21 protein-coding genes and 3 tRNA genes are annotated in these 24257 nt (G+C 72.2%); 15 read left to right on the top strand and 9 right to left on the bottom strand.

Features of this window, described 5'->3' with window-relative positions:
- Nucleotides 1-2 precede the first annotated feature (2 nt).
- The 3 genes from BLR12_RS17970 to BLR12_RS17960 all read left to right on the top strand — a co-directional run bounded on the left by BLR12_RS17970 (nucleotide 3) and on the right by BLR12_RS17960 (nucleotide 3735).
- Complete coding sequence (locus BLR12_RS17970) at nucleotides 3-1592, top strand: complex I subunit 4 family protein (protein ID WP_091381067.1); 1590 nt, start codon at nucleotides 3-5, stop codon at nucleotides 1590-1592.
- On the top strand, nucleotides 1589-3052 hold the full coding sequence (locus tag BLR12_RS17965; protein WP_091381065.1) for an NADH-quinone oxidoreductase subunit N: 1464 nt from the start codon (nucleotides 1589-1591) through the stop codon (nucleotides 3050-3052). The genes BLR12_RS17970 and BLR12_RS17965 overlap by 4 nt, the downstream gene beginning before the upstream one ends.
- 182 nt (nucleotides 3053-3234) lie before the next feature.
- Nucleotides 3235-3735, top strand: coding sequence for a hypothetical protein (locus BLR12_RS17960; protein ID WP_091381063.1), 501 nt, complete (start codon nucleotides 3235-3237; stop codon nucleotides 3733-3735).
- A gap of 422 nt (nucleotides 3736-4157) precedes the next feature.
- Here the strand turns inward: BLR12_RS17960 and BLR12_RS17955 are convergent, their stop codons facing one another.
- Nucleotides 4158-5411, bottom strand: coding sequence for a heparan-alpha-glucosaminide N-acetyltransferase domain-containing protein (locus tag BLR12_RS17955; RefSeq protein WP_143018803.1), 1254 nt, complete (start codon nucleotides 5409-5411; stop codon nucleotides 4158-4160).
- A 227-nt stretch (nucleotides 5412-5638) separates the two neighbouring features.
- Here BLR12_RS17955 and BLR12_RS17950 point away from each other — a divergent pair, with 227 nt between their 5' ends.
- On the top strand, nucleotides 5639-7000 hold the full coding sequence (locus BLR12_RS17950) for a sensor histidine kinase (protein WP_218120720.1): 1362 nt from the start codon (nucleotides 5639-5641) through the stop codon (nucleotides 6998-7000).
- A gap of 22 nt (nucleotides 7001-7022) precedes the next feature.
- On the opposite strand, the gene BLR12_RS17945 is transcribed toward BLR12_RS17950, so the two are convergent.
- From BLR12_RS17945 to BLR12_RS17930, 4 genes are all read right to left on the bottom strand, one after another.
- Nucleotides 7023-7649, bottom strand: a complete 627-nt coding sequence (locus BLR12_RS17945; RefSeq protein WP_091381060.1) for a methyltransferase family protein — start codon at nucleotides 7647-7649, stop codon at nucleotides 7023-7025.
- Nucleotides 7650-8324, bottom strand: coding sequence for a cation diffusion facilitator family transporter (locus BLR12_RS17940; RefSeq protein ID WP_255363600.1), 675 nt, complete (start codon nucleotides 8322-8324; stop codon nucleotides 7650-7652).
- A 32-nt stretch (nucleotides 8325-8356) separates the two neighbouring features.
- Complete coding sequence (locus tag BLR12_RS17935) at nucleotides 8357-8752, bottom strand: ArsR/SmtB family transcription factor (protein WP_218120719.1); 396 nt, start codon at nucleotides 8750-8752, stop codon at nucleotides 8357-8359.
- Between the two features lie 76 nt (nucleotides 8753-8828).
- On the bottom strand, nucleotides 8829-9218 hold the full coding sequence (locus BLR12_RS17930) for an ester cyclase (RefSeq protein WP_255363599.1): 390 nt from the start codon (nucleotides 9216-9218) through the stop codon (nucleotides 8829-8831).
- Nucleotides 9219-10026: 808 nt separating this feature from the next.
- Here BLR12_RS17930 and mobF point away from each other — a divergent pair.
- From mobF to BLR12_RS17910, 3 genes are all read left to right on the top strand, one after another.
- Nucleotides 10027-13683 (top strand): MobF family relaxase, encoded by a 3657-nt coding sequence (gene mobF, locus BLR12_RS17920; RefSeq protein ID WP_369803471.1) that lies wholly within the window; start codon nucleotides 10027-10029, stop codon nucleotides 13681-13683.
- Between the two features lie 321 nt (nucleotides 13684-14004).
- Nucleotides 14005-14253 (top strand): helix-turn-helix transcriptional regulator, encoded by a 249-nt coding sequence (locus tag BLR12_RS17915; RefSeq protein ID WP_091381053.1) that lies wholly within the window; start codon nucleotides 14005-14007, stop codon nucleotides 14251-14253.
- Between the two features lie 244 nt (nucleotides 14254-14497).
- Complete coding sequence (locus BLR12_RS17910) at nucleotides 14498-15628, top strand: tyrosine-type recombinase/integrase (protein ID WP_091381051.1); 1131 nt, start codon at nucleotides 14498-14500, stop codon at nucleotides 15626-15628.
- Nucleotides 15629-15764: 136 nt separating this feature from the next.
- Here the strand turns inward: BLR12_RS17910 and BLR12_RS17905 are convergent, their stop codons facing one another.
- Complete coding sequence (locus BLR12_RS17905; RefSeq protein ID WP_255363598.1) at nucleotides 15765-16097, bottom strand: hypothetical protein; 333 nt, start codon at nucleotides 16095-16097, stop codon at nucleotides 15765-15767.
- 471 nt (nucleotides 16098-16568) lie between these two features.
- On the opposite strand from BLR12_RS17905, the gene BLR12_RS24660 reads away from it, so the two are divergent.
- Nucleotides 16569-16712: a hypothetical protein gene (locus BLR12_RS24660; protein WP_176832570.1), complete on the top strand. Its 144-nt coding sequence runs from the start codon at nucleotides 16569-16571 to the stop codon at nucleotides 16710-16712.
- A gap of 334 nt (nucleotides 16713-17046) precedes the next feature.
- Here BLR12_RS24660 and BLR12_RS17900 read toward each other — a convergent pair whose 3' ends face one another.
- Nucleotides 17047-17538 (bottom strand): YajQ family cyclic di-GMP-binding protein, encoded by a 492-nt coding sequence (locus BLR12_RS17900; RefSeq protein WP_091381050.1) that lies wholly within the window; start codon nucleotides 17536-17538, stop codon nucleotides 17047-17049.
- Between the two features lie 100 nt (nucleotides 17539-17638).
- Between BLR12_RS17900 and BLR12_RS17895 the strand changes: the two genes are divergently transcribed.
- A tRNA-Tyr gene (locus BLR12_RS17895) sits at nucleotides 17639-17720 on the top strand.
- A gap of 70 nt (nucleotides 17721-17790) precedes the next feature.
- On the opposite strand, the gene BLR12_RS17890 is transcribed toward BLR12_RS17895, so the two are convergent.
- Nucleotides 17791-18222 carry a pilus assembly protein TadG-related protein gene (locus BLR12_RS17890; RefSeq protein ID WP_091381048.1) on the bottom strand — a complete coding sequence of 144 codons (432 nt, stop codon included), beginning with the start codon at nucleotides 18220-18222 and terminating at the stop codon, nucleotides 17791-17793.
- A 652-nt stretch (nucleotides 18223-18874) separates the two neighbouring features.
- Between BLR12_RS17890 and BLR12_RS17885 the strand changes: the two genes are divergently transcribed.
- From BLR12_RS17885 to BLR12_RS17860, 6 genes are all read left to right on the top strand, one after another.
- Nucleotides 18875-21370 carry a putative bifunctional diguanylate cyclase/phosphodiesterase gene (locus tag BLR12_RS17885; RefSeq protein ID WP_255363596.1) on the top strand — a complete coding sequence of 832 codons (2496 nt, stop codon included), beginning with the start codon at nucleotides 18875-18877 and terminating at the stop codon, nucleotides 21368-21370.
- 57 nt (nucleotides 21371-21427) lie between these two features.
- Nucleotides 21428-21500, top strand: a tRNA-Thr gene (locus BLR12_RS17880).
- Nucleotides 21501-21560: 60 nt separating this feature from the next.
- Nucleotides 21561-21634: transfer RNA gene (locus tag BLR12_RS17875), tRNA-Met, on the top strand.
- 112 nt (nucleotides 21635-21746) lie between these two features.
- Nucleotides 21747-21911 (top strand): 50S ribosomal protein L33, encoded by a 165-nt coding sequence (rpmG, locus tag BLR12_RS17870; protein ID WP_091381044.1) that lies wholly within the window; start codon nucleotides 21747-21749, stop codon nucleotides 21909-21911.
- A 30-nt stretch (nucleotides 21912-21941) separates the two neighbouring features.
- A complete protein-coding gene (locus BLR12_RS17865; RefSeq protein ID WP_091381042.1) occupies nucleotides 21942-22388 on the top strand; it encodes an FAS1-like dehydratase domain-containing protein in 447 nt (148 codons plus the stop codon).
- Nucleotides 22385-22813 carry a MaoC family dehydratase gene (locus BLR12_RS17860; protein WP_091381040.1) on the top strand — a complete coding sequence of 143 codons (429 nt, stop codon included), beginning with the start codon at nucleotides 22385-22387 and terminating at the stop codon, nucleotides 22811-22813. The genes BLR12_RS17865 and BLR12_RS17860 overlap by 4 nt, the downstream gene beginning before the upstream one ends.
- A gap of 106 nt (nucleotides 22814-22919) precedes the next feature.
- Here the strand turns inward: BLR12_RS17860 and BLR12_RS17855 are convergent, their stop codons facing one another.
- The gene (locus tag BLR12_RS17855) at nucleotides 22920-24176 is read right to left on the bottom strand and encodes a pyridoxal phosphate-dependent aminotransferase (RefSeq protein ID WP_091381038.1); all 1257 of its coding nucleotides are present in this window, start codon (nucleotides 24174-24176) and stop codon (nucleotides 22920-22922) included.
- Nucleotides 24177-24257 lie beyond the last annotated feature (81 nt).

Here is a 24257-nt window from a genome sequence, read left to right as displayed (position 1 = left end):
CCGTGCTGCTGACCGTCGTGATCTTTCTGCCGCTGGTGGCCGCCGGTGTGCTGCTCGCCGCGCCCCGGCTCGGCGGCCGGGCGGCCATCGTGCTCTGGGTGGCGGCTTCCGCCGTGGACCTCGCGCTCGTCGCCTGGATGTGGTGGCGCTTCGACCCGGGGCCGAGCCCCGCCGGGGTCGTCGGCGGCCCGGCGTACGAGGTCGACCTGCAATGGATCCCGACCGTCGACGCGGGTTACCACATCGGGGTCGACGGCCTCTCGCTGCCGCTGCTCGCCCTGACCGGGGTGGTCTTCCTCGCCTGCGCGGTCTACTCGCTGCGCGAGTCGCACCGCCCGCGCAGTTACGCCGCGCTGTTCCTGTTCCTCCAGACGGCCTCCCTGGGGACCTTCGCCGCCCTCGACCTGATCCTGTTCTTCGTCTTCTTCGACCTGACGATCGTCGGGATGTACTTCGTGATCGCCGGCTGGGGCCACGGCAACGCCCGCCGCAGCGCGCTGAAGTTCTTCCTCTATACCTTCGTCGGGTCGCTGGCGCTGCTCGTCGGCTTCATCGGCTTGTTCCTCGGCGGCGAGCAGCGGACCTTCGACATGGTGGCGCTGGCCGCCGACCCGCCGCTCGCCAATTCCCCGGTCGCCGGCGGGCTGGTCCTGGTGGCGATCGGCCTCGGGTTGGCGGTGAAGACGCCGCTGTTCCCGTTCCACACCTGGCTGCCCGACGCGCACACCGACGCACCGGCCGCCGGGTCGGCCGTGCTGGCCGGGATCCTGCTGAAGCTGGGCACCTACGGGTTCGTCCGGATCGCCATGCCGATCCTCCCGGACGCCTGGCAGCGCTGGGCGATGGTCGCCGTCGTCGCTGGGGTGGTCAGCGTGCTCTGGGGGGCCTTCGTCGCGCTGGCCCAGACCGACGTCAAACGGATGATCGCCTACACCTCGGTCAACCACATGGGCTACGTGCTGCTCGGCCTCGGCGCGGCCGGCCTGGTCACCCCGGCCGACGACGGCGCGCGCACCATCGCCACGGTAGGGGCGGTCTACCAGATGGTCAGCCACGGCCTGCTGACCGGCGCGTTGTTCCTGCTCAGCGGCGTCCTCTGGTCGCGCGGTCACACCTACACCCTCGACCGCTGGGGCGGCCTGGCCCGGCCGGCACCGGTCTTCGCGGCGAGCCTGGCCGTCGCCGCCTTCGGCTCGCTGGGCCTGCCGGGGCTCTCCGGCTTCATCGCCGAGTTCCAGGTCTTCACCGGTGCCCTGCAGGCGGCGCCGGTCGCCACGGTGCTCGCCGTGGTCGGGATCCTGGTCACCGCCGGGCTGTTCCTCCTGGCCCTGCAGCGGCTGCTGACGGGGGACACCGTTGTCCCGCTGGACGAAGACGGGGCAGATCGCCTGTCCACCCGGCCGGAGGGCGGCGGCACGGCGACGGCAACCCGGCCGCGGACGGCGACCGTGATGCGCGATCTGCGCGGACACGAGCTGGCCTCGATCGTCCCGCTGCTGGTGCTCGCGGTGGTGCTGGGGCTCTTCCCGCGCGTCCTGCTCGACGTCGTCGAGCCGGCCGCGGCCGCGGTCGTGCAGCTGGTGGCCCGGTGAACGAGGACCAGGGCGCCGAGGCACTGGCGCTGTTGCCCGAGCTCATCCTCCTGGCGGGTGCGGTCGGTGGCCTGCTCCTCGGGCTGTGGACGCCGCAGCGCCGCCAGGGCAGGGTCCGCGCCGTCGCTGTCCTGGCCTGTCTGGGCAGCGCGGTCGCTGCGGCCACCGCGCTGCCCGACCCGGCCATGGCGGTGTTCGAGGGCACCTGGACGATCGACACCACCACGGGCGTCGTCCGGATCACCGTGGCGCTGGCCACCGCCGTCGCCGTCCTGCTCGCCTCGGCGTCGGTGGCCGGTCACCCGCGGGAGACCGAGGCGTACGTCCTCATGCTGCTGGCCGCCCTCGGGACGGTCGCGCTCGCCGCGGCCGGCGACCTGCTGCTGCTCGTGGCCGCGTTCCTGCTCGCCAGCTTCCCGCTGTACGCCCTCGCCGGCTTCGCCAAGGACGCCCGCGGGACCGAGGCGGCGCTGAAGTACTACCTGATGGGCGCCTTCAGCGGCGTGCTACTGATGCTCGGGGTCACCGCGCTGGTGCTCGCGACGGGCACGACCGGCTATCCCACCCTCGCCGTGGCCCTTCCCGGTGCGGCGGCACCGCTCGCCGCGGTCGGCGTCCTCGGTGTGCTGGCCGGAGTCGCCTTCAAGGCCGGGGCGGTACCGGTGCACTTCTGGGTCCCCGACGTCACCGCAGGGACGACGCCGGCCATGGCCGCCTTCATCACGACCGTCCCCAAGCTCGGGGCCGTCGCCGCGGCCTTCCGCCTGCTCGCCGAGCCGTTCGCCGCCGCCTCCGTGGACGCGTCCCTCCTCGTCGCGGTGCTGGCGGCCGCCAGCATGACGCTGGGCAACCTCGCCGCGTTCAGCCAGACCGAGGTGCTCCGGCTGCTGGCGTACTCGACCGTCAGCCAGGTCGGCTACCTGTTCATGGTCGTCGCCGTCGCCGCGCGCACCGAACTCGCCGTCCCGGCGCTGACGATCTACCTCGCCGGCTACGCCGTCACCAACATCGGCGCCTTCGCCGCGGTCGCCGCGGCACCGGCAGCCCGGACGATCAGCGACTGGACCGCGGCGGTGGGCCGCCGGCCGTGGCTGGTGGTGAGCCTTGTCGTCATCCTGCTGGGCCTGGTGGGGACGCCGCCCACGGCCGTGTTCGTCGGCAAGCTCGCCGTCTTCTCGGCTGCCTGGGACGGAGCGATGATCTGGCTGGTGGTGCTGGCGGCGGTGAACACCGTGGCCAGTCTCTTCTACTACCTGCGCTGGATCACCGCCGGGGCCGTCGGTGTGTCCGCGGCCCCACCGGCGGCTGGCGACGGCGCGCCGGCCGGTCCGGGGCCCACAGTCGGAGTCGTCCAGCGCACGGCGCTGCTCCCAACCGCGGTCCTGCACTCCGCGGCCGTGGCGTCACTGGTCCTGGGCATCGGAGCGGGACTGTGGCTCGCCGTCGCGCTCCCTGCGTGACCGATCGGATGCATCGCTGAGGACCGACGGGACTGGTGGGTTCGGCCCTGTCGCAGGGTTAACCAGAGGATTGCCTTCTCATGGCCGGTTGATCGCCATCGTCGGCATACCGTCGAGATGGCAGGGACTGACTCCGCGCTCCGAGTTCTCGTCGACACAGTCAGCACCGAGGGAGGGCTCCGGTGGACCTTCGCTTCGTCGCCTTCGACCTCATCGCCCGAGACGCCACGCTCAGGCCGATGCTCGCCAGGTACGCCCGGCTCCTGCAGGCGGAGGGTCCCCCGGAAGACCGGCCGGAGCCCTGCTTCGTCTCCCTGGGGTGGACGCGCGACGAGCGTGCCTCCGCCCCTGTGGGGTCCCAGTTGTTGACCGTCCAGGTGCACGTGTCCCCTTACGACTCGTCGTCCCCCGCGCGTCTCGACGCCGTCCTGCAGCGGCTACGTGCAGCCCTGACCGTCACCGGTCCGAACCCGTGCATCACCACCCGGTGCCTGACGACGTCGGTAACGAGCGCGGACAGCCGCTTCGGCACGCTCGTCACGACCAGCACGTGGGCGATCGCTCCTGTGCCGACGGAGCCGAGGCGTGCGGCCCCGATCGAGCTCGTGCCGTGGTCGGTGGGGGGCGGGCCCGACGGGGCCGGTCTCCTCGTCCCGGGCGTCGGTGCCCTCAGCCTGAACTGACAGTCGCCGAGGCCCGTGCGGCAGGTCCGTGGCCTCGACGGGAAACGTGACAGGAGCGAGCAGCGGGCCACCGGACCACCCACCTCGGTCAGCCGCCGATGCCGGCGCACGCTGCGGTGGGCCGAGGGAATCGGGGGATGCACACTGCGTCCGTCAGCCGGAACCGATCGTCCGCCAGAGGTGAACGTCGCATCCGTCGTCGTAACGGTCGCGTGAGCGACAGCACCGGCGCGGCTGTCGACTGCCTGACCACCGCTGTGCCGGGCCGGGCATCGGGAGTCCCGGCCAGTGCAGGTGCCTCGTCCGAGCCCGTCAGCTTCTACCGGCCAGCCGCTGCGGTGGCCTACTTCCGTCTGCCGCTGAGCCAGAGCGCGCATCCGAGGATCACGATGAGGACCGTGATGACGGTCAAGATCACGACGTCAGTCAGTGTCATAGGTCTGTGCATGCCTTCCGCTGGAAGCGATAGCCGACTCACTCGCCGCAGTTCGGAGGTCGAGTTCCAGCGCGGCAGGGCGATCGGTCAGGCCGGCCGCCCGGTTGGCACTCCAGGCCACGACGCGCTCGAGTGGGCCTCGGCCGGCCAGCAGCCGCCAGCCGACCGCGAAGACGGCGGCACCGGCCGTGAAGGCAATCCACATGGTCCAGTCGGCGTCAGAAGCGGTCGGGAACACCCAGAAGGCCACCACGTGGAGGCTGTACACCGTCAGGGCCATCGCACCCACCGAGGCGATGGGGTAGCTCAATCGTGGGAAGGCGTCGGCGACCACCAGGCAGACAGCGATGACGGCGGCCGCGAAACCGGCGGAGGCCAGCAACCACAGCGGCGTGCCGCTGTGCGGCTGGGCTCCGGTCAGCCAGGTCCAGTCCCACTGGCCGACGCTCTCCTCGTTCCACCCCGGCATGCGCTCGTACGCGTCGATCGGCTCGGGGTAGGCGACGCCGTTGGCGACCAGTTGGGTGCTCAGCCAGCCCAGTGCGTAGCCGGCGACCGCCGTCGCTCCGCCGGCGACAAGCAGGAGCCGCCGGACCTGGAGGGCGGAGAGGTCGAGCCGGCCGATCGCCAGGCCTACCAGGACGAACACCCACCACCACAGGGCTGGGTGCGCGCCGGTGAGCATCAACGCGTGGAATCCCTGCTCTCCGTCGGCCACGAGCAGGATCTGGGAAAGCAACAGGGACACGGGTGGGGCGAACAGCGCCAGGCCGCCCGCCAGCAGCAGCAGGCGGCCTGGCGACCACTGCAGGAACGGCAGGGCAAGGAAGAACAGAATTGCGTAGACGGTGAGGATGACCGCGATGTGCGTGCCGAGCAGTTCCAGCAGGCCCCCGATGACGAACACGCAGGCTCCTCGGACCATGATCCGCATCCGTGCGCGGATCAGGTCGTCCCCTGCGGCCGGGCGCGTACCGCCGGACAGCAGCGCGATCGAGACTCCCGCCAGGACGCCGAACAGGGCTGCGGATCGGCCGTAGACCAGTGCCTGCCAGGTCGACGGCGACCAGGACAGGTCCTGAGGGGTATCGACGTGCGCGCCGATCATCCCGATGACGGCCAGGCCGCGCGCGAGGTCCAGGCCGTGGATGCGAGCCTTCCCGTCCGGGCCTTGGAGCACCTGCGTCGCGTGCCGCGCGACAGGCAGGTGGTTCCGCACCGTGCTCGCAACCGTCGTCATGGCCGGGCACGCTAGGAATCGCCGGTGTTGGCCCGGAACGCTCGTTGCGCTCGTTTGCCCAGTTCTTGCGTCGCTTTACCGACTTCTTGCGATGCGCGTCCGCCGCCGCACACCCTGATGCGAGATCATCTGGTGCGCAGTCGCGCGGTGGACCGCGCACGCACGCGGTGACAGCGCCCAGCGGGGCGCTGCATTCTGGCCCTCGCAGGAAGACCGCGGGAGCGGAGGTGGCGCTCGTGCGCACTCGGATCATCGCCCTCGCCGTCCTGGTCTCCGTGCTGGCCACCTCCTTGTTCGCGGTGCCGCTCGGCGCCGCGGTGCTGGATCGCCTGCTGGGAAAAGAGCGCGGCCATCTCGTGCGGGTGGCCAGCGAGGTCGCCATCGACGTCGCGGACGAGATGGAGACCGACTCACCGATCGACCCGGACGAACTCACCGACGTGGGGGACGACGGCGAGCACGTCACCGCGGCCGTGTTCGACGAGACCGGTGACCGGCTGGCCGGAACCGCACCCGATCACGACCTCGACGTCCTGGAGCAGGCGCTGGACGGCGCGGTGCGCTCCGGGAGCGACGGTGACCTCCTGATCGCGGCCGTGCCGGTCACGCATGGCGAGGAGGTGATCGGTGCCGTTCTGGTCACCGAGGACCGCGCCGACGTGCTGGGAGAGGTAGCCCTCATCTGGGCTGCGATGGCTGGGCTGGCGGTCGCGGCGGTGACCGTCGCCTGGCTGGTGGGGCGCCGGCAGGCTCGTCGTCTGGCGCAGCCCCTGGAGGACCTGGAGGAGAGCGCCCGCCGGCTCGGGGAGGGCGACTTCAGCGTCCGCAGCCGCCGGGGCGGCATCCCCGAGATCGACGCGGTCGGGGCAGCACTCGACGCCACCGCCATCCGCCTGGACGACCTGCTCGCCCGCGAACGCGCCTTCTCCGCCGACGCCTCGCACCAACTGCGGACCCCACTGGCCGGCCTGCGCCTGCGCCTGGAGGCGGCGCTGGAGCAGACCGACGCAGATCCCAGGTCCGCGATCGCTGCCAGCCTGGTCGATGCGGACCGCCTGGAGGCCATCATCGGCGAACTGCTCACCCTGGCCCGCGCCGGTCAGGCCGGACAGGCCGACCGGATCGACCTCGAGGCGCTGCTCGGGGAGCTGGCGTCCGAATGGGCCGCACGGCTGGCGCTCACGGGTCGCGATCTCGCGGTGCGGATCGACCCGGGGGCGCCGGAGCCCTACGCGTCGGCTGCCGCAGTCCGGCAGGTCCTCGCCGTCCTCGTGGACAACGCCACCGTGCACGGCCGGGGCACTGTCACCGTCGCCACGCGGGAGGCCAGCGGTGCGGTGGCGGTCGACGTCTCCGACGAGGGACCCGGCCTGCGGGAAGCCTCAGGACTGCTGTTCACGCAACAGGCCGACCGGCACGACGGGCACGGCGTCGGCTTGGCCCTGGCCCGCCGCCTCGCCGAGTCCGGACAGGGCCGCCTGGACCTGACGCAAGCGGCACCGCCCGTGTTTACCCTCCTCCTACCGCCGACCCCCATGGCGGCACGGAATGAGGAGGGCGCCGCCGCAGCAAGCTCCGCCGCCCGGTGAGCCCCTTAGCTGGACCGCGCGGTCAGCCCGCCCGGAGGGTAGCTTCATCCCGGCGGCCTACGCCGGGGATGAAGCGGCCGGTCACCGCGGCGTAACCCGCGTAGCTGCCGCCGTGGGTGGCGAGCAGGTAGGGCTCTTCGATGAGACGCACCTGCATCTCGACAGCGGCCGCCAGGTACACGAGGGCGGCCACCGACAACCACGTCGGCACCATCAAGGTCAGACCCAGCTGGGCGACCACCATCGCCGTGAAGATCGGATTGCGTACCAACGCAAAGAGGCCACCGGTCACCAGCTCGGTTCGCTCGGTCTCCTTTACCCCGATGCGCCACGACGAGCCCATCCCGGTCTGAGCGGCGAGCACACCGGCGAAGCCGACGAGAGCGAGCACCAGGCCGACGAGGCCGGCGGCGTCGACCGTCGATCCGCTCGGGCGAGCCGCGACGTCGACGGCGGCGAGAGCCAGCGCGGTGAGGCCGAGCACCAGGGCGGCGACGAAGGAAATGCCGGCCCACCACCGCAGCGAGCCGGGCTCGCCGGAGATGCCGTGAAAGCCCGACGAGCCGGTGCGTCGAAGCTGCAGCCAGGTCCGCAGGCCGAAGGCGACCGCCAATCCCACGAGGTAGATCAGCAGCGCAGTGATGGCCACTCAGGCGTCCCGGCTGGAGTAGCAGCAGGCGCAGCCGGGGGAGCAGGCGCAGTCGTCGGGGGCGCCGTCGGCATGAGCGACGAGCGCCTCGGCCGGCGAGCAGCAGCTGTCACCGCGCCAGGCCTCGCGGCCCTCCTTGAGGGCGACGCCGGCGATGACGAGGGCAGAGATCGGGTCGGCCCAGGACCAGCCGAAGAGGCTGTTGAGCGCCAGACCGACGAGCAGAACGCCGGAGAGGTAGGTGCACAACAGGGTCTGCTTGGAGTCGGCGACCGCCGAAGCCGAACCCAGCTCGCGGCCTGCTCGGCGCTGGGCGTAGGAGAGAAAGGGCATGACCGCCAAGCTCACCGCGGCGAGCACCAGGCCCACCGTCGAGTGCTCGGCTTCGCCGGAGCCGAGAAGGGACCGCAGCGCGTCGAAGGTGACGAAGGCAGCCAGGGCGAAGAACGAGACGGCGATGACCTTGAGGGCCACCTTCTCGCGCGCTTCGGGGTCGCTACCGGTGAACTGCCACGCGACGGCCAGCGCTGAGGACACCTCGATCACCGAGTCGAGCCCGAAACCGATGAGCGCCGACGATGAGGCAGCGGTGCCGGCGGTGAGGGCGACGACGGCTTCGATCAGGTTGTAGCTGATGGTCGCTGCGACCAGGAAGCGGATGCGCCGGTAGAGCATCTCTCGACGGTCGGCACTCAGCGCCGCGGTCGTCATGACTCGGCCCCCGCGCGAGCTGCAGCGCCGTAGGTGGGGCAGAGCTCAACGGCGTCGCCGGTGAGAGCCAGCAGCCGCTCGGCGGCAGCGAGCAGCTCGAGCAGCTCGTCGCGAGTGGTCAGCGAGAACATCGACGCGCGCCCCTGTGGCCGGGACTCGACAAGGCTGCAGTCGCGCAGGCAGGCCAGGTGCTTGGAGACCGTCGACTGCGCGAGGCCCAGGTGCTTGGTCAGGTCGACGACCCGGTGCTCGCCCAGGGACAGGTGGCGCAGGATCGCCAGGCGCGTCGGGTCCGACAGGCTGTGGAACAGAGACGCCGCCGGCGAGAGCCCGGAGGTTTCCAGCAGGGGAACCTCGGCGCTGCCGTCACGCTTCGGCTCTTTCATCGACATGTGGCGATGTTATCGCCATGGGTCAGATTTCCGTCAAGATCAGTGCAGATGTGACTGTCGCGTCGCCCGGTGCCCGTCAGGCCGGTGCGCCACCGGCGCGTAGCTGGCGGCGCCGGTCGTCGTCGTCCTCCAGTCCCCACCAGTCGACGCTGCGGCCGCCGCGAACGGTGAACCAGTACACCTCCGGTACATCGCGGAACGCCCGACCGGTGCCGGGCCGGCCCATCCACGGCCCGGTGTGGGTACCCGAGCAGCGGAAGTGGCCAACCACGGTGTCGCCCTCGCCGACCAGGGCGACGGTCTCCATCCGCACGTCCGGAAACGCCGTCCGGAAGGGCGCCACCCACTCGCGCGCCGCTGCTGCGATCTCCGACGCGTACAGCTCCTCGACCGCGGCGAGGTTCCCGCCATTGATGACTTCGGTGACCGCGTGGGCCACCAGCCGCTTGTTGTCCTCGACGCTCACAGCTACCGCCGTCCTATCCGCGCGGCCATCCATAGGGCGCAGCGCCGGCAGACGTAGACCCCCGGCGTGCCGCCTAGCTCGTGCACCGCGGTGCGCGGCAGATCCCGGCCGCAGCAGCCGCACATCACCGACTCCTCGGTCGGGGTCGTCCGACGACGCCTCGGCAGCCTCACCGCAGGACCTGTACCAGCTGCTCCACCGTCGGGGCACCAGCCAGCCCGGGCGCAGGTGCGCCGGGGTGAACTGGTCGACGGTGCGGTAGACCCGGCAGGACAGCCCAACGAGAGCCTCTCGATCGAGGAAGGGGTCGCAACCCTCGATCAGGATCGTCGGCGAGCCGCGGAACTCGACGGACTCGGCCTCCCGGGGGCGTCGAGACCTTTCGGTAGGTCACGTCGACGTCCGGGTTTCCGGTCTGATCGAGCGCCGCGCGCAGGCGCTCGTCGGCCACCGTCCAGTTGGGGCACCCGTCGAGGTAGAGCAGCGCGACCTTCACGAGCTCATCGTGGCGCAGTCCTCGGCGCATCGCGGAAGCGGACCGATCCTGGTCTGCCGGATGGGAGACGAGTCCTCGCCCAGACGCTTGCCCAAGACGAACTCTGCCTGCGACCGCACATCGCCAACATCGACCAAGCAAGCAATCGGCGAGCGCCAATCACCCAGCAATTGCCCTCGGCTGGAAACGCCCACCAAGTCTTTACTGAAGAACGGCACGCATGCTACCCATAGAGGTAGTCCGGGCCTCGCTTCGCGGGGCCCATCAGCATTTCTAGGGGTGACGTGTTGGCCGTTTTTGGGTGGCGTTGAAATGCACGGCGGAATGAAGGTCTACGCCGGCGCGCCGGCGGCGGCCCGCCAGTACGTGGAGTTCGACCGGGGCCGGCCTGATGACTACTACCTGACCGAGGGCGCCGGGATCGCTCGCCGCTACACCATTAGCGGCGGCCGGGTACAGGAACTGGCGCCGCTGGCCGGGGACGGCTACCAGGCGTGGGTGGCCGGCACCGACCCCAACACCGGTGAGCCACGCGGTCGGCTGCGGACCGACGACCGGGCGGTGCGCTTCATCGAGGTGATCGTCAACGGGCCGAAGTCTTGGTCGCTTGCCGCCGCCCTGCACCCGGACATCGCCGCCGCGTACGACGCCGCCCAGGACCGCGCCGCGGTTCAGATCATCGGCTGGCTCGCGCAGCACGCCACCACCCGGGTGGGCCCGCGCGGCGGGCAGGTGCAGGTGCCGGTCGAGCGCCTGGAGGCGGTGACGGTGCGGCACCACACCTCCCGGGCCGGGGATCCGCACCGGCACCTGCACCTGCAGATCAACGCCCGGGTGTTCGCCGCCGGGCGGTGGCGGGGGCTGCACACCGTCGGGGTGCGCGACTTCCTCGCTGCGATCAACGGCATCGGGCACGCGGCGGTGGCTACCGATCCGCAGTTCCGGGCGGCGCTGGCCGCGCACGGCTACACGATGGACGCGACCGGAGATGTACCGGAGCTGGCCGCTTACGCTGCTGCGTTCAGCGCCCGCGCGGCCCAGATCGGCCGCAATATCGACCGTTACGAGCGGCAGTGGATGGCCGCGCACCCCGGTCAGACGCCGGGGCCGGGGCTGCGGCGAGCGTGGGATGCCCGGGCGTGGGCCGAGGGCCGCCCGGACAAGGTCACCCCACGACCGGGCACCGATCTGACTGCCCGCTGGGTGGGCGAGCTGGCCGCCCTGGGCTACCGCGACCCGGGGCGACCGGTCGACCTGACCCCGGCTCCGGTTGGCGGGCTGGACCGGAATGACGCGGTCGAGCGCGTGCTGGCCCGGTTGGCCGCCGCCCGCTCGGCGTGGAACGCCGCCGACGTCCGCGGCGAGGTCGAGCAGCTGCTCGCCGCCGCGGGCATGGTCGTCGACGCCGGCGTGCGCATCGAGCTGGCCGAGGACCTCACCGCCCGGGCCGTGGTCCGGTGCGTGCCGCTGCTGAACCGCGACGGCGGGCATGCTGCGGTGCCCGAGCACATCCGGGCGTGGACCTCCCAGCCGGTGCTCGACGTCGAGGCCGACCTGACCGACCGGTTGGCCGCCCGCAGCACCCCGGCACATGCCGACCAGCGGCGAGACCCGGAGCCGGAGCTGCCGGACGCGGTGCGCGGACGGCTGGATGCCGGGCAGGCGGCGGCGGTCACCGCACTGGCCGGTGACCGGCCGCTGGTGGTGCTCGAGGGTGCGGCCGGGGCGGGCAAGACCACCACCCTGGCCGCCACCCGGGCGCTGCTGCACGCGAACGGCCGCGGCCTGCTGGTCGTCACCCCCACCCTCAAGGCGGCCAAGGTCGCCTTCCTCGAGGTCGGCGCGCACACCGGGTCGGCCGCGGGGCTGGCCTATCAGCACGGCTGGCGCTGGAGCGACCACGGCACCTGGACCCGACTGGCCTTCGGCGAGGCCGATCCGGTCACCGGCGTGCCCTTCGCCGGCCCGCGGGAGGCGGCGCGCCTGGGCGCAGGTGACCTGCTGGTGGTGGACGAGGTCGGGATGCTCGACCAGGACACCGCCCGCGCGCTGCTGACCGTCGTCGACGAGGCCGGAGCCCGGCTGGCGCTGCTCGGTGACCGGCACCAGCTGGCCGCAGTCGGCCGCGGCGGCGTGCTGGATCTGGCCGCCGGGCAGATCGACCCGGCCGGCCACCTGACCCTGGACATGGTGCACCGCTTCACCCGCACGGACGACGCCGGCCGCACGACCCGGGACACCGAGTACGCCGAGCTGACCTTGGCCATGCGCACCGGAGATGACCCGGGCGCGGTCTTCGACACCCTGGTCGCCCGCGGCCAGATCCGTCTGCATCCCGACCCGGCGGCGCTGCAGGAGGCGCTGGCCGCAACCGCCGCCGCACACCACGGCGGCGGCGAGCCGGTGGCCGTGGTGGTCGACACCCGCGAGCAGGCCACTGAGCTGAGCGACGCCATCCGCGAGCGGCTGGTCGTCGACGGTCGCGTCGACGACACCCGGGTCGCGGTCACCGGGGCTGGGCAGCGGATCGGGGTCGGAGACCGGATCGCCACCCGCCGCAACGACCGCAACCTCGGCGTGGCCAACCGCGACACCTGGACCGCCGTCGCTGTCGACCGGCACGGGAGTCTGGCTGTCATTCCGGCCGAGGTCACCCCAAGAGAGGCCGTCTCTGCCGGTGTCACCCCGGCGGGGACGGGGCAGCGGCTGCTGCCCGCCGGCTACGTCACCTCGCACGTCGAGCTGGCCTACGCCAGCACCGCGCACGGGGTGCAGGGTGACACCGTCACCGCGGCGCACCTGGTGGTCGGCGAGCACACCGGCGCAGCGGCGGCCTATGTCGGGATGACCCGCGGGCGCACCGCCAACACCGCCCACCTGGCCGCCACCGACTTGGATCAGGCGCGCGAGCAGTGGATCGCCGTGTTCGCCCGGGACCGCGCTGACCTCGGACCCGCCCACGCCGCTACGCAGGCCGCCGCCGAGGCCGCCCGCTACGCCACACCCCGCCCGCTCGAGCTGGTGCTGGCCGAGCTGCAGCAGGCCTGGACGCTCGAGCAGCGCAGCCTCGACCGGCTGGCCGTCCTTGAGCCCTGGTGTGAGGACCTGCGCCAGGCCGTGGCGCTGCAGGCCCCCCACGCCGGCGAGCTGGCCCGGCTGGAAGCCGAGCACCGGCAGGCGGCCTTGGCCGCCCAGCAGGCCACGCAGCGGGTGCAGGCCACCGGCGCCGCGTTCACCGAGGACGCCGACCGGATCCGCGAGGGCCTCCTCGCCGCGTGGGACGACGAGCGCGGCGCCGCCCGCACCGCGGCCCGGGTAGTGCTCGAGGGCCCGGGCTGGTGGGGACTCAAGCGCGCCCCCGTCGCCCGCGCCGAAGAGCAGCTGACCGGCTGGGCCGACCGGTGGCGCCCGCACCTGCCCCACCTGCCCACCGAGCCGGAGCAGCTCGCGCGGGTGGCCAACCGGTTCGACGACCGGCCGGCGCTGTGGCGGGTATTCGATGCCACCGCCCACCGCGCCGCCGAAGCCGCCCACCCCGAGCACGCCGGGCTGCACGCCGCCGCCAAGGCCGCCGTCCAGGCCGGCGAACAGGCCCAGGCCGCCCTGACCGACGCCCACCGCCGGCACAGAGAGCGGCTGGCCCCGCTCGGACCGATCGCCTTCGCACCCGATCCGGCCGGGTCGCTGGCCCACTTCCAGGGCCACGTCACCAACGCCCGAGACGAGCTGGCCGACGCCCGGGCGCGTATCGCCGACCTGCGGGCCGATCCCGCCCTGCTCGGTCGATCGCCCGACCGGCTCACCGCTGCCCGCGACGCCTGGCGCGCCCGCTACGCCGCCGAGCAGCACCAGCAGCGCTCGGCCGGGACGCCGAACCCGGCCGGCTCCCCAGTGGGCGCCTTGCGGCCCGAGCCTGAGCGCGACGGGCCACGGCCGGCACGCGATGTCGCCCCGAGCCTGGGGCGGTAAGCGGGGTTGGTCGCCACCCGGGCCGCGGCCGGCCGGGTGAGCGGGCACTGCAGGAGAACTGAAGGACCACTGCAGGACCCGTCGACCTCGGGCAGGTCATCGCCTCGGCCAGCCTCCTGGACGCCATCACCGCCGGTCCAGGCGCCGGGCGGTGGCCTCAAGCGCTCCCGCCCCCGGCTCCGACGGCGCCCAGGAGCTGGGACGGGAGGAAAACAGGAGGTCGACCGAAGAAGTTGGCTGTGGGCTGTCAGCAACGGCCCCGAAACGGCGCCTTCTAAGGGTGGACAGCCGCCCCGACCCGTTGAGCCTTCGGAGACAGCCATGACCGACCCGACCCCCGGCCCCGATCACCCCGCCGAGCTGCTCACCATCGGCGAAGCCGCCCAGCTGCTGCGCGCCCCGGTCGCCACTCTGCGGTACTGGCGGCACCTGGGCACCGGCCCGCACTCCTTCCGGCTCGGCCGCCGCGTCGTCTACCGCCGCGACGACCTGCACGCCTGGATCGACGGACAAGCCGCCTCCGGCTCGGGCGTCTCCAGCGGCCCGCTCGATCCACGGCTTCCTCAGTGATCGGCAGAACGCGGTGCATCTGCGTCCAAGGACCACCGACCGACGGCTTGCTCACCGCGAGACGCGGGTGTTCGTCGTGCGGCCACCTCCTCGAGCGCATCCCTGCCGCCGTCGTCGCTCGCCAACCGGTCGGCCGGGGCCAGGGTGACCCGGGTCGGCGCGAGCGCTGACGGCCTTCGTGTCGTTGGCGCAGGTCAGAATGCGCAGCTCACGGACAGGTCCGCGGCCAAGGAGGCACTGAGCGGTGGCATCGATCGCACGACGACCTGACGGCACCTACCGGCCGCGGTATCGCGACGAGAACGGCAAGGAGCACGCCCGGCACTTCAAGCGGAAGGTCGACGCGCAGCGGTGGCTGGACGAGGTCACCGCGGCGATCATCACCGGCGACTACGTCGACCCCGCGGCGGGGAGGATCACCTTCCGAACATGGTTCATGGAGTGGTCCGGCCGGCAGGTGTGGGAACGCGGCACGACGCTCGCGGCGCGCCAGGCGGCCGACTCGGTGACCTTCGCCGACGTGCCGATGCGCCAGATCCGGACCTCCCACGTGCAGCAGTGGGTCAAGGCCATGTCCCAGCCGACGGGTACGCGTCGGACCGGGCTCGCGCCCAGCACCATCCGCACCCGCTACAACTACATCCACATGGCCTTGCGGGCCGCCGTCGTCGACCGGGTCATCAAGGCGGACCCGTCGGCCGGCGTCCCACTGCCGAGGGGACGCAAGGCCGCGGCGGCCATGACCATCCCCACCGTCGAGGAGGTGGGGCGCGCCCTCGGCGTCACCCCGGACTGGTTCCGGCCGTTCGTGGCGGTGTGCGCCTTCGCCGGGCTGCGCCTGGGGGAGGCGGCAGGGCTATGCATAGAGGACGTCGACTTCCTGCGCCGCACGATCTCCGTCCGTCGCCAGCTGCAGGGCGAGAGCAGCGCGACGACCGAGCCGGTGGCACCGAAGTTCGGGTCCGAGCGGATCGTCTACGTCCCGGCCGAACTCATCGCCCTGCTCGCGCAGCACGTGCGGACCACCGGCGTCCGGCCGGGGGAGTGGTTGTTCTCCACCGCCGGGGTGCCACTCAACCGCAACTCGGCGGGCCACCAGTGGCGGCAGGTCCGCAAGGCGGCCGGCCTCGACGGGTACACGCTGCACGACCTGAGGCACTTCTACGCCAGCGGGCTGATCGCGTCGGGGTGCGACGTGGTGACGGTGCAGCGGGCGCTCGGGCACTCCTCGGCCACGATCACCCTCGGCGTCTACTCGCATCTGTGGCCCACGGCCGAGGACCGCACGCGCGCCGCAGCCGGGGACCTGATGTCTGCCTCGCTGGGCGGTTTCTGCGGACTCCCCACCAGAAGAGAGGCTGTGGCCCCGCGCTGATGTGCACCCGCTCCTCTGGGGCGGCGCTCAAGAGGGGTCGACGAGGTTTGAATCCTTCACCCGCCACACCCGGTACACGCGGCCCCCGACCTCCTCCGAGGTCGGGGGCCGCTGCCGTTGGTGGAGAGGGCGCGTCTCAGGGGGTGGTCGGTGCGCGCGCCCCCGCGACGGCGGTGCGCTCGAGCGGCTGACCGCCGAGGAAGAGCCAGCCGAACGCGATCTCGACGTGGCGGGTGCAGCGCACCGTCACCTCCACCCCGTCGGTCTCCGTCGACCAGGAGTGCAGTGCGCTCCCGCCGTCGGCCAGCTGGTCGGCCACCGCCGCCTGCGTACTGGCCCGGGTCAGCGGCAGCGCCGTCCCGACGCCGCCGGCGTAGACCGCCGCCTCGTCGGTGGCGTTCGCGGCGGCGAGCGCAGCGCCGTCGCACACCGACTGCACCTGCTGCTGCTCCAGGAAGGCGTCGGACACTGCAATGGCACCGAAGGCCATGAGGGCGGGCCACGACCGAGGCCGGCCACGCCCATGCCTGTGGATGACAGGCCGACACGCCGCGCGGGGGAGCCCAGGTCACGCTTTGTCACCATCGGTGCACTCAAGGCCGTGTGTAGCCCGATCGCGGTGCAGATGGTGACGCGTCGCAACTCCGTGTAACGGCATGGCGCTAACTGCGGTGCTGCGGTCAACGGTGCTTGCCCTGGACGGGTGACGGGCAGCACTCTCACCGGCGCGGTCCGTACCCAACGCTCTGCCCCCGCGCTTGGACGACCGCCTCGAGCTGTCCCGCTGCTTGATCGGCAGGGCTACTGGGCTGGGCCCAAGGTTCCGCGGGCTTGACCTTCCATGGATAGCCCATGCATGAACTACGGGTTCTTGCGCGAGCCGAATAAGCAACGGGAGCGCAGGGAGGGACCCAGCGGCACGATTGACGGGAGGTGAGAGATGAAAAACCTGGCCAAAGAAGTCGGCCGGACGGTCCGGGCAGCCATGCGCGGCTGGCCCGAAGCCGCCCGACTCTGCGTGATCCTGGCCGTTGCAGCGGCCTTGATCGCGGTCCTGCAGGTGGTGACGCACCTGGCAGGGTAGCGGAGTCAGCGGGTCGGAGGCGCTCACTGGGGCGCCTCCGACCTCGCTGTGTCTCCTGATCAGGTCAGCTCAGAACTCCGTCAGTACTCAGAGCGCTCTTGTCGCACCGACCTGCTGGATTCCAAACCAATGGCCGATCCGCCCTTGGGCGGGAGGTCGACCGGTTGTCGTGAGCGGCGCTGAGGTTCTCTTCTCGAGCGGCAAGGCGCCCACAGCCGAGGCCCGCACGCGCGCCGCAGCCGGCGACCTGATGGCCCCCGCACGGGGCGCACGTGCGGACTCCCTGCGGACCGAGACGCTATGACGGCGCGTTGACCTGCAAATACGCCCCTGGTCAGCGGTAGTTGTCGAACTGCAGGGCGACGTCGAGGTCCTTGCCGCGCAGCAGTTGCTGGACCGCCTGCAGGTCGTCGCGCTTCTTGCCGCTGACCCGCAGCTGGTCACCCTGGATCTGGGCCTGGACGCCCTTGGGGCCCTCGTCCCGGATGATCTTGGCGATCTTCTTGGCGGTGTCGGACTCGATGCCCTGCTTGATGCGCCCGGAGATCTTGTACGACTTCCCGGAGGACTGCGGCTCACCGGCGTCCAGCGACTTCAGCGAGATGTTCCGCTTGATCAGCTTCTCCTTGAACACCTCGAGCGCGGCCGAGACGCGCTCCTCGGTGTCGGCGCTCAGGGTCACGCCCTCCTCGCCGGCCCAGGCGATCGTGGCGTTGGTGCCGCGGAAGTCGAAGCGCTGCGACAGCTCCTTGGCGGCCTGGTTCAGGGCGTTGTCGACCTCCTGGCGGTCGACCTTGCTCACCACGTCGAACGACGAGTCGGCCATGTGTGCTCCTTGTCCTCTGCCGTCCACCGGCCGGGTGTGCCCTGGGGCCACCACCGAGGCCGGTCTCCGGTGTCTTGTACGCTCTCCCGCGTACCACCACGGCGGGTTGCCCGAGTGGCCAATGGGAGCGGACTGTAAATCCGTCGGCTTAGCCTACGAAGGTTCGAATCCTTCACCCGCCACAACCGGTACACGCGGCCCCCGACCTCCGCCGAGGTCGGGGGCCGCTGCGGTTGGTGGGGAGGGCGCGTCTCACGGGGTGGTCGGCGCGCGCGCCCCGGCGACGGCGGTGCGCTCGAGCGGCTGGCCGCCGAGGAAGAGCCAGCCGAACGCGATCTCGACGTGGCGGGTGCACCGCACCGTCACCTCCACCCCGTCGGTCTCGGTCGACCACGAGTGCAGGGCGGTCCCGCCGTCGGCCAGCTGGTCGGCCACCGCCGCCTGCGCGCTGGCCCGGGTCAGCGGCAGCGTCGTCCCGACACCGCCGGCGTAGACCGCCGCCTCGTCGGTGGCGTTCGCCGCGGCGAGCGCGGCGCCGTCGCACACCGACTGCACCTGCTGCTGCTCCAGGAAGGCGTCGGACGCGGCGATCGCGCCGAAGGCCATGAGGGCGGCCACGAGCCAGCACACCAGGACGAGCGGCAGCATCGACCCCCGCTCGGCGTCGTCCCCGTCCCGTGGCACGCGGCGCAGCGTAGGTCGCGGCCGGGTGTGTCCACGAGCTGTGGACGGCGTTGTGGACGACTGTGGACCCGATCGGGGGAACCGAGGCCGGCCGGGCGTACGCCTGTGGACGACGGCCAACACGCCGATCGGACGTCTCCCTCGTGACGCACTGTCACCTGCTGTCACTCATGTCGCATGAACAGCCCGATCGAGGGACAGAGCGTCACGAATGTTGACTGAAAGTAACGGCATGGCGTCGATTTTCTATGGATCGATCAGCGGTGCTTGCCCTGAACGGGTGACGGGCAGCAATCTCACCGGCGCGGTCCGTACCCAACGCTCTGCCCCCGCGCCTGGACGACTGCCCGTACGAGCAAGCAGTCCTTCATGCCTTGAGGAGGCGTCATGAACACGCAGCGTGGATCGAAGTGGGGTCGGGGCTCCAAGTGGGGCCGGGGTTCCAAGTGGGGTCGCGGGTCCAAGTGGGGCTGCTGATCCGCCGCTGACGCCCAGGGGCGGCCGGCCTGGTCGCCGGCTGCCCCCTTCGGGTCAGGAGCGCTTTCGACGGGCTGCTGCGCTGTTAGCCTCGGCGCACTCATTGCCCCCCAGAAGTTGGGTGACGTTGGCCAGTCCCGAGTCGCGCGCGCCGTTGTCACGTGCCGCTGCGCCCGTGCACCCGTGGATCATCGCGGCAGGCGGAACGCTGCTCGCGGTCGTCGTGGCCGTCCTCGTCTTCCCCGAGGCGGAGACGACCTTCGGACCGGCGTCCTTCCTCCTCGTCACGGTCGCGTTCTTCGTCACCGAGACGGTGTCGCTGCACGTGGAGTTCCGCCGCCAGACCTGGCTGTGGTCGGTCAGCGAGTTCGCCCTGGCCATCGCGCTCGTGGAGGTCGGCGGGCTGTGGGCGGCCGCAGCCCGAGCACTGGGTCTGGGCCTCAGTCTCGTCGTGCAGCGCTACGCCCCGGCGAAGGCGGTCTTCAACCTGGCCGTGGCGACCGTGGAGGTGGCCGTCGCCGTCGCTGTGCTCGAGGCGTTGCCCTTCGGCGATCTCGCCGAGCCGATCAGCTGGTTGTCGCTGATGCTCGCCGTGCTCGCGGCCGACATCGTCGGCACCCCCCTGGTCATGGCCGCGATCCGGCTCAGTGGCGGCAACCCGAGTCGGCAGATGTGGCAGGAGCTGACACTCCCCGTCGCCGTCGTCGGGCCGTTCGCGGTGTCGGTGGCCATCACCGCGCTGTTGATCACCGAGCGGTCGATGTGGGCGTCGGTGCTCATGCTCCCCATCGCCCTCGCGGTCATGCTGCTGTTCCGGCGTTTCGCCTCGACCGCGCGCGAGGGTCACAGTGTCCAGCGCGTGTACGAGTTCGCCCGGCGGGTCGAGCAGGTGGGCGCCGACGAGGACGGCCCCCGCCTGATCGTCGACGCGGTCAAGGAGCTCCTGAACGCCGAGCGCGTTGCCCTGTGGCTCCCCCCGTACCTCGACGAGGAGCCGCGTCTGGTCGTCGCATCGGACGACGGACGCAGCTGGTACGAGGGGCCCAGCGACCCCGACGACGTGCTCCGCCGACGGGCCACGGACGGTTCCCACGACAGGCCGGTGCTGGTCACCCTCGCGCGCGCCACCGAGGCCGAGGCCGCGGCGCTCGCTCGCCGCGGCGCGCACGACCTCCTCGCCGCGCCCGTGGCCACCGCTGCTGGAGAGCCGGGCTACCTGGAGATCTGCGACCGTCGCAGTGACGTCGTGTCCTTCGCCGACGACGACCGGGCGGCGCTCGAGTCGATGCTCACCCATGTCAACGCGGCCATCCGGCAGCAGCAGCTGCTCACCCAGATCCGTTACGACGCCGACCACGACCGGCTCACCGGGCTGCCCAACCGGCAGCGCCTGGCCGTCGAGATCGACCAGCTGCTGGCCGCCGACCCGGTGGCCGGCCGGGCCGGGCTGATCCTCGCCTCGCTGGACAACTACACCGAGGTCACCGACACGCTCGGCCACGCGGCCAGCGACGAGCTGCTGCTGGTCACCGCAGGCCTGCTGCGCGAGCACGCCCCACCGCAGGCGCTCGTGGCGCGCATGGAGGGCGAGCAGTTCGCCGTCCTGCTGCCGGGGCTCTCCCTCGGCGCCACCGAGCGGGCAGCCCGGCGGCTGCGCGAGGCCACCTCGACGCGTGCCCGGGTCGCCGGGCTGGACCTGGAGGTCACGCTCACCCTCGGTGTGGCGGCCGCCCCGGTGCACGGCGCCGACGCGGGCACGCTCATGCAGCGGGCCGACGTCGCGCTGCTCGCCGGTGCCGGCTCGAGCGGGGTGGCCAGCTACCACCCGGTGCTGGACCAGCAGAGCCTGCGCCGCCTGCAGCTGGGCACGGAGCTGGAGCAGGCGATGGCCGACGGCGACATCAGCGTCGTGTTCCAGCCGATCATCGACGCGCGGAGCTCCGACATCGTCTCGGTGGAGACGCTGGTGCGCTGGGCGCACCCCCGCTACGGCTCGGTCGCACCCGACGAGTTCATCCACCTGGCCGAGCAGATCGGCCGGATCGGCCCGCTGACCGACCACGTGCTCGACCTGGCGCTGGCCCGCTGCCGCCGCTGGCTGGACCAGGACATCGCGCTGTCGGTCGCCGTCAACCTCTCCGCCCGCTGCCTCACCGAGCCGGACCTGGTGGACCGCGTGCGGCGGGCGCTGCGGCGGCACGGCGTGCCCGGTGAGCTGCTGACCCTCGAGCTGACCGAGGGCAGCGTGGTCGACGACTCGGTGCGCAGCAGCACCGTGCTGGCCGACCTGCACGCCCTGGGTCTGCGGCTGTCGATGGACGACTTCGGCACCGGCTACTCGTCGCTGTCCCAGCTGCGGCAGCTGCCGATCGACGAGGTGAAGATCGACAAGTCCTTCGTGCTGGGGATGTCCACCAGCCAGGGCGAGTCGTTCATCGCCCGCTCGATCATCGAGCTGGCGCACAACCTCGGTCTGCGGGTCGTCGCCGAGGGCGTGGAGGACGAGCTGACCCGCAACCTGCTCGCCGAGATGGGCTGCGACAAACTGCAGGGCTTCCTGGTCAGCCGGCCGCTCCCCGACGAGCGCCTGGAGAGCTGGATCCTGGCGCGCGCCGGCGTCCGCTCCGCCGTCCCCGGCACGCCGCACCGGCGGCTGTTCGTGCGCTCCTGACCCCCCGCCGACAGGACCCCGAAGACGTCGGGTAGAGTTCTCGACGGCTCGAAGCCCGCCCCTTTAGCTCAGTCGGCAGAGCGTCTCCATGGTAAGGAGAAGGTCTACGGTTCGATTCCGTAAAGGGGCTCTGGAACAACACAGTGGCCGCTCGGCCCGGTCGCCGAGACCGGATCGCCCGGCCGCGTCCGGCGGTGTAGCTCAGCCAGGCAGAGCAAGCGGCTCATAATCGCTGTGTCACCGGTTCAAATCCGGTCACCGCTACTCGCGACGGACCCCGTTCAGCCGGGGTCCGTCGGTGCGTTGCAGCACCGTGCGGGCGCCCGCCCGCACGTCCCCGGGCCCGGCCCGGTACCGACAAGGCGAGGAGCGCCCCGTGGCAGCCACCGACATCCGTCCGAAGATCACCCTGGCCTGCCAGGAGTGCAAGAGCCGGAACTACATCACCCGCAAGAACCGGCGCAACGACCCCGACCGGCTCGAGCTGAAGAAGTTCTGCCCGAGGGACCGTCGGCACACCATCCACCGCGAGACCCGCTGACCCTCCGGTCGCGGTAGGGAGGGCGGGAGCATGGCGCTCGATCCGACGCTGGTCGGGCGCAGCTACCCGCCCTCCGCCGTCCACGAGGTCGGCCGGCAGAAGATCGCCGAGTTCGCGGACGCCGTCGGTGCCGCCGACGCGGTGCACCGGGACGTCGACGCCGCCCGCGCGGCCGGACACCCCGACGTCATCGCGCCGCCCACCTTCGCCATCGCCCTGACGCTGTCGGCGGCCGGCGTGGTGGTGGAGGACCCCGACGTGGCGCTGGACTACAGCCGCGTCGTCCACGGGGAGCAGCGCTTCACCCACCACCGGCCCATCCGCGCCGGCGACCGGCTGGTCGCCACCCCCACCATCGAGGCCGTGCGCAGCGTCGGCGGCAACGACCTGCTCACCACCCGGGTGGACGTCGCCACCGAGGACGGCGAACCGGTCTGCTCGGCCATCTCGATGCTCGTGGCCCGGGGGACGGCATGACCGCGACCGTCCGCGCCGTCGACGTCGCCGTGGGGACCGAGCTGCCCGAGCAGACCTACCCGGTCACCCGCGCCGACCTGGTCCGCTACGCAGGCGCCTCCGGCGACTTCAACCCCATCCACTGGAACGAGCGGGTGGCCACCGAGGTCGGGCTGCCCGGGGTGATCGCCCACGGGATGCTCACCATGGCGCTGGCCGCCCGCGCGGTCACCACCTGGGCCGGCGACCCCGGCGCGCTGGTCGAGTACCACGTCCGGTTCGGCCGGCCGGTCGTCGTCCCCGACGACGACGCCGGGGCGCAGGTGACCGTCCGCGGGAAGGTCGGTGCCCTCGGCGAGGACGGCCGCGCGCGGATCGACCTCACCGTCACCAGTGGCGGCGAGAAGGTCCTCTCGCTGGCCCGCGCCACCGTCCAGCTGGCGTGACGGGGCGGCGGGCCGGCGCCGCCCCGACCCTTGCCGGCTGCGCAGCTCCGCCCGTCCGTCGAGCTCGCGGCGAGCCCCTGGACGGGGCCGGCCTGACGGCCCTCCTTCAGCCCGCGGTGCCGAGCAGGCGCTGCATCCGGCTCACGCCCTCCACCAGGTCGTCGTCCCCCAGGGCGTAGGACATCCGCAGGTAGCCCGGTGTCCCGAAGGCCTCGCCGGGGACGACGGCGACCTCGGCCTCCTCGAGGATGATCTCGGCCAGCTGCACGCTGTCGGCCGCCGTCCGCCCGGCGATCTCGCGGCCGAGCAGGGCCTTGACCGACGGGTAGACGTAGAAGGCGCCGCGCGGCTCGGGACAGGCCACGCCCGGGATCTCGCGCAGCATGGACACGATCGTGCGGCGCCGCCGGTCGAAGGCCTCCCGCATCGCCGCCGCGGCCGACAGGTCGCCGGTCAGCGCGGCGACGGCGGCCGCCTGGGACACGTTCGCCACGTTCGAGGTGGCGTGCGACTGCAGGTTGGTCGCGGCCTTGACGACGTCGGTGGGCCCGACGACCCAGCCCACCCGCCAGCCGGTCATCGCGTAGGTCTTGGCCACCCCGTTGACGACGACGCAGCGGTCGGCCAGTTCGGGGACGACGACCGGCATGGACGGCGCCGTCGCCCCGTCGTAGGTGAGGTGCTCGTAGATCTCGTCGGTGAGCACCCACAGCCCGTTCTCCAGGGCCCAGCGGCCGATCTCCTCGACCAGCTCCGGCGGGTACACCGCGCCGGTCGGGTTGGACGGCGAGCAGAACAGCAGCACCTTGGTGCGCGGCGTCCGGGCGGCCTCCAGCTGGGCCACCGAGACCAGGTAGCCGCTCTGTTCGTCGGCGACGACCGGCACCGGCACGCCGCCGGCGAGCGCGATCGCCTCGGGGTAGGTCGTCCAGTACGGCGCCGGCAGCAGCACCTCGTCACCCGGGTCGAGCATCGTGGCGAAGGCCTCGTACACCGCCTGCTTGCCGCCGTTGGTGACCAGCACCTGGGCCGGCGTGACCTGCAGCCCCGAGTCGCGCGCGGTCTTGCCGACGATTGCCTCCTTGAGCGCCGGCAGCCCGCCCGCGGGGGTGTAGCGGTGCATCGCCGGCTGCGCGCAGGCGGCGATGGCGGCCTCGACGATGTAGTCCGGCGTCGGGAAGTCCGGCTCGCCGGCGCCGAAGCCGATCACCGGCTTCCCCGCGGCCTTGAGCGCCTTGGCCTTCGCGTCGACCGCCAGCGTCGCCGACTCGGCGATGGCGGCGATGCGGCGGGAGATGCGCCGCTCGGCGGGCGACGGCGCGGAGGAGGGGGCGGCGGACTCCGAGGGGGAGACGGCGGTCATGCCCCCATCGTGTCAAAGGCCGAGGTCCGGGGTCGCCCCCGTTCCCGGCGGACCGGCGTCCCGGCGCAGTCGCACGTGGGC

It is taken from the genome of Geodermatophilus sp. DSM 45219, assembly GCF_900104025.1.
Lineage (GTDB): Bacteria > Actinomycetota > Actinomycetes > Mycobacteriales > Geodermatophilaceae > Geodermatophilus.
This window is presented reverse-complemented; position numbering and strand designations above follow the sequence as displayed.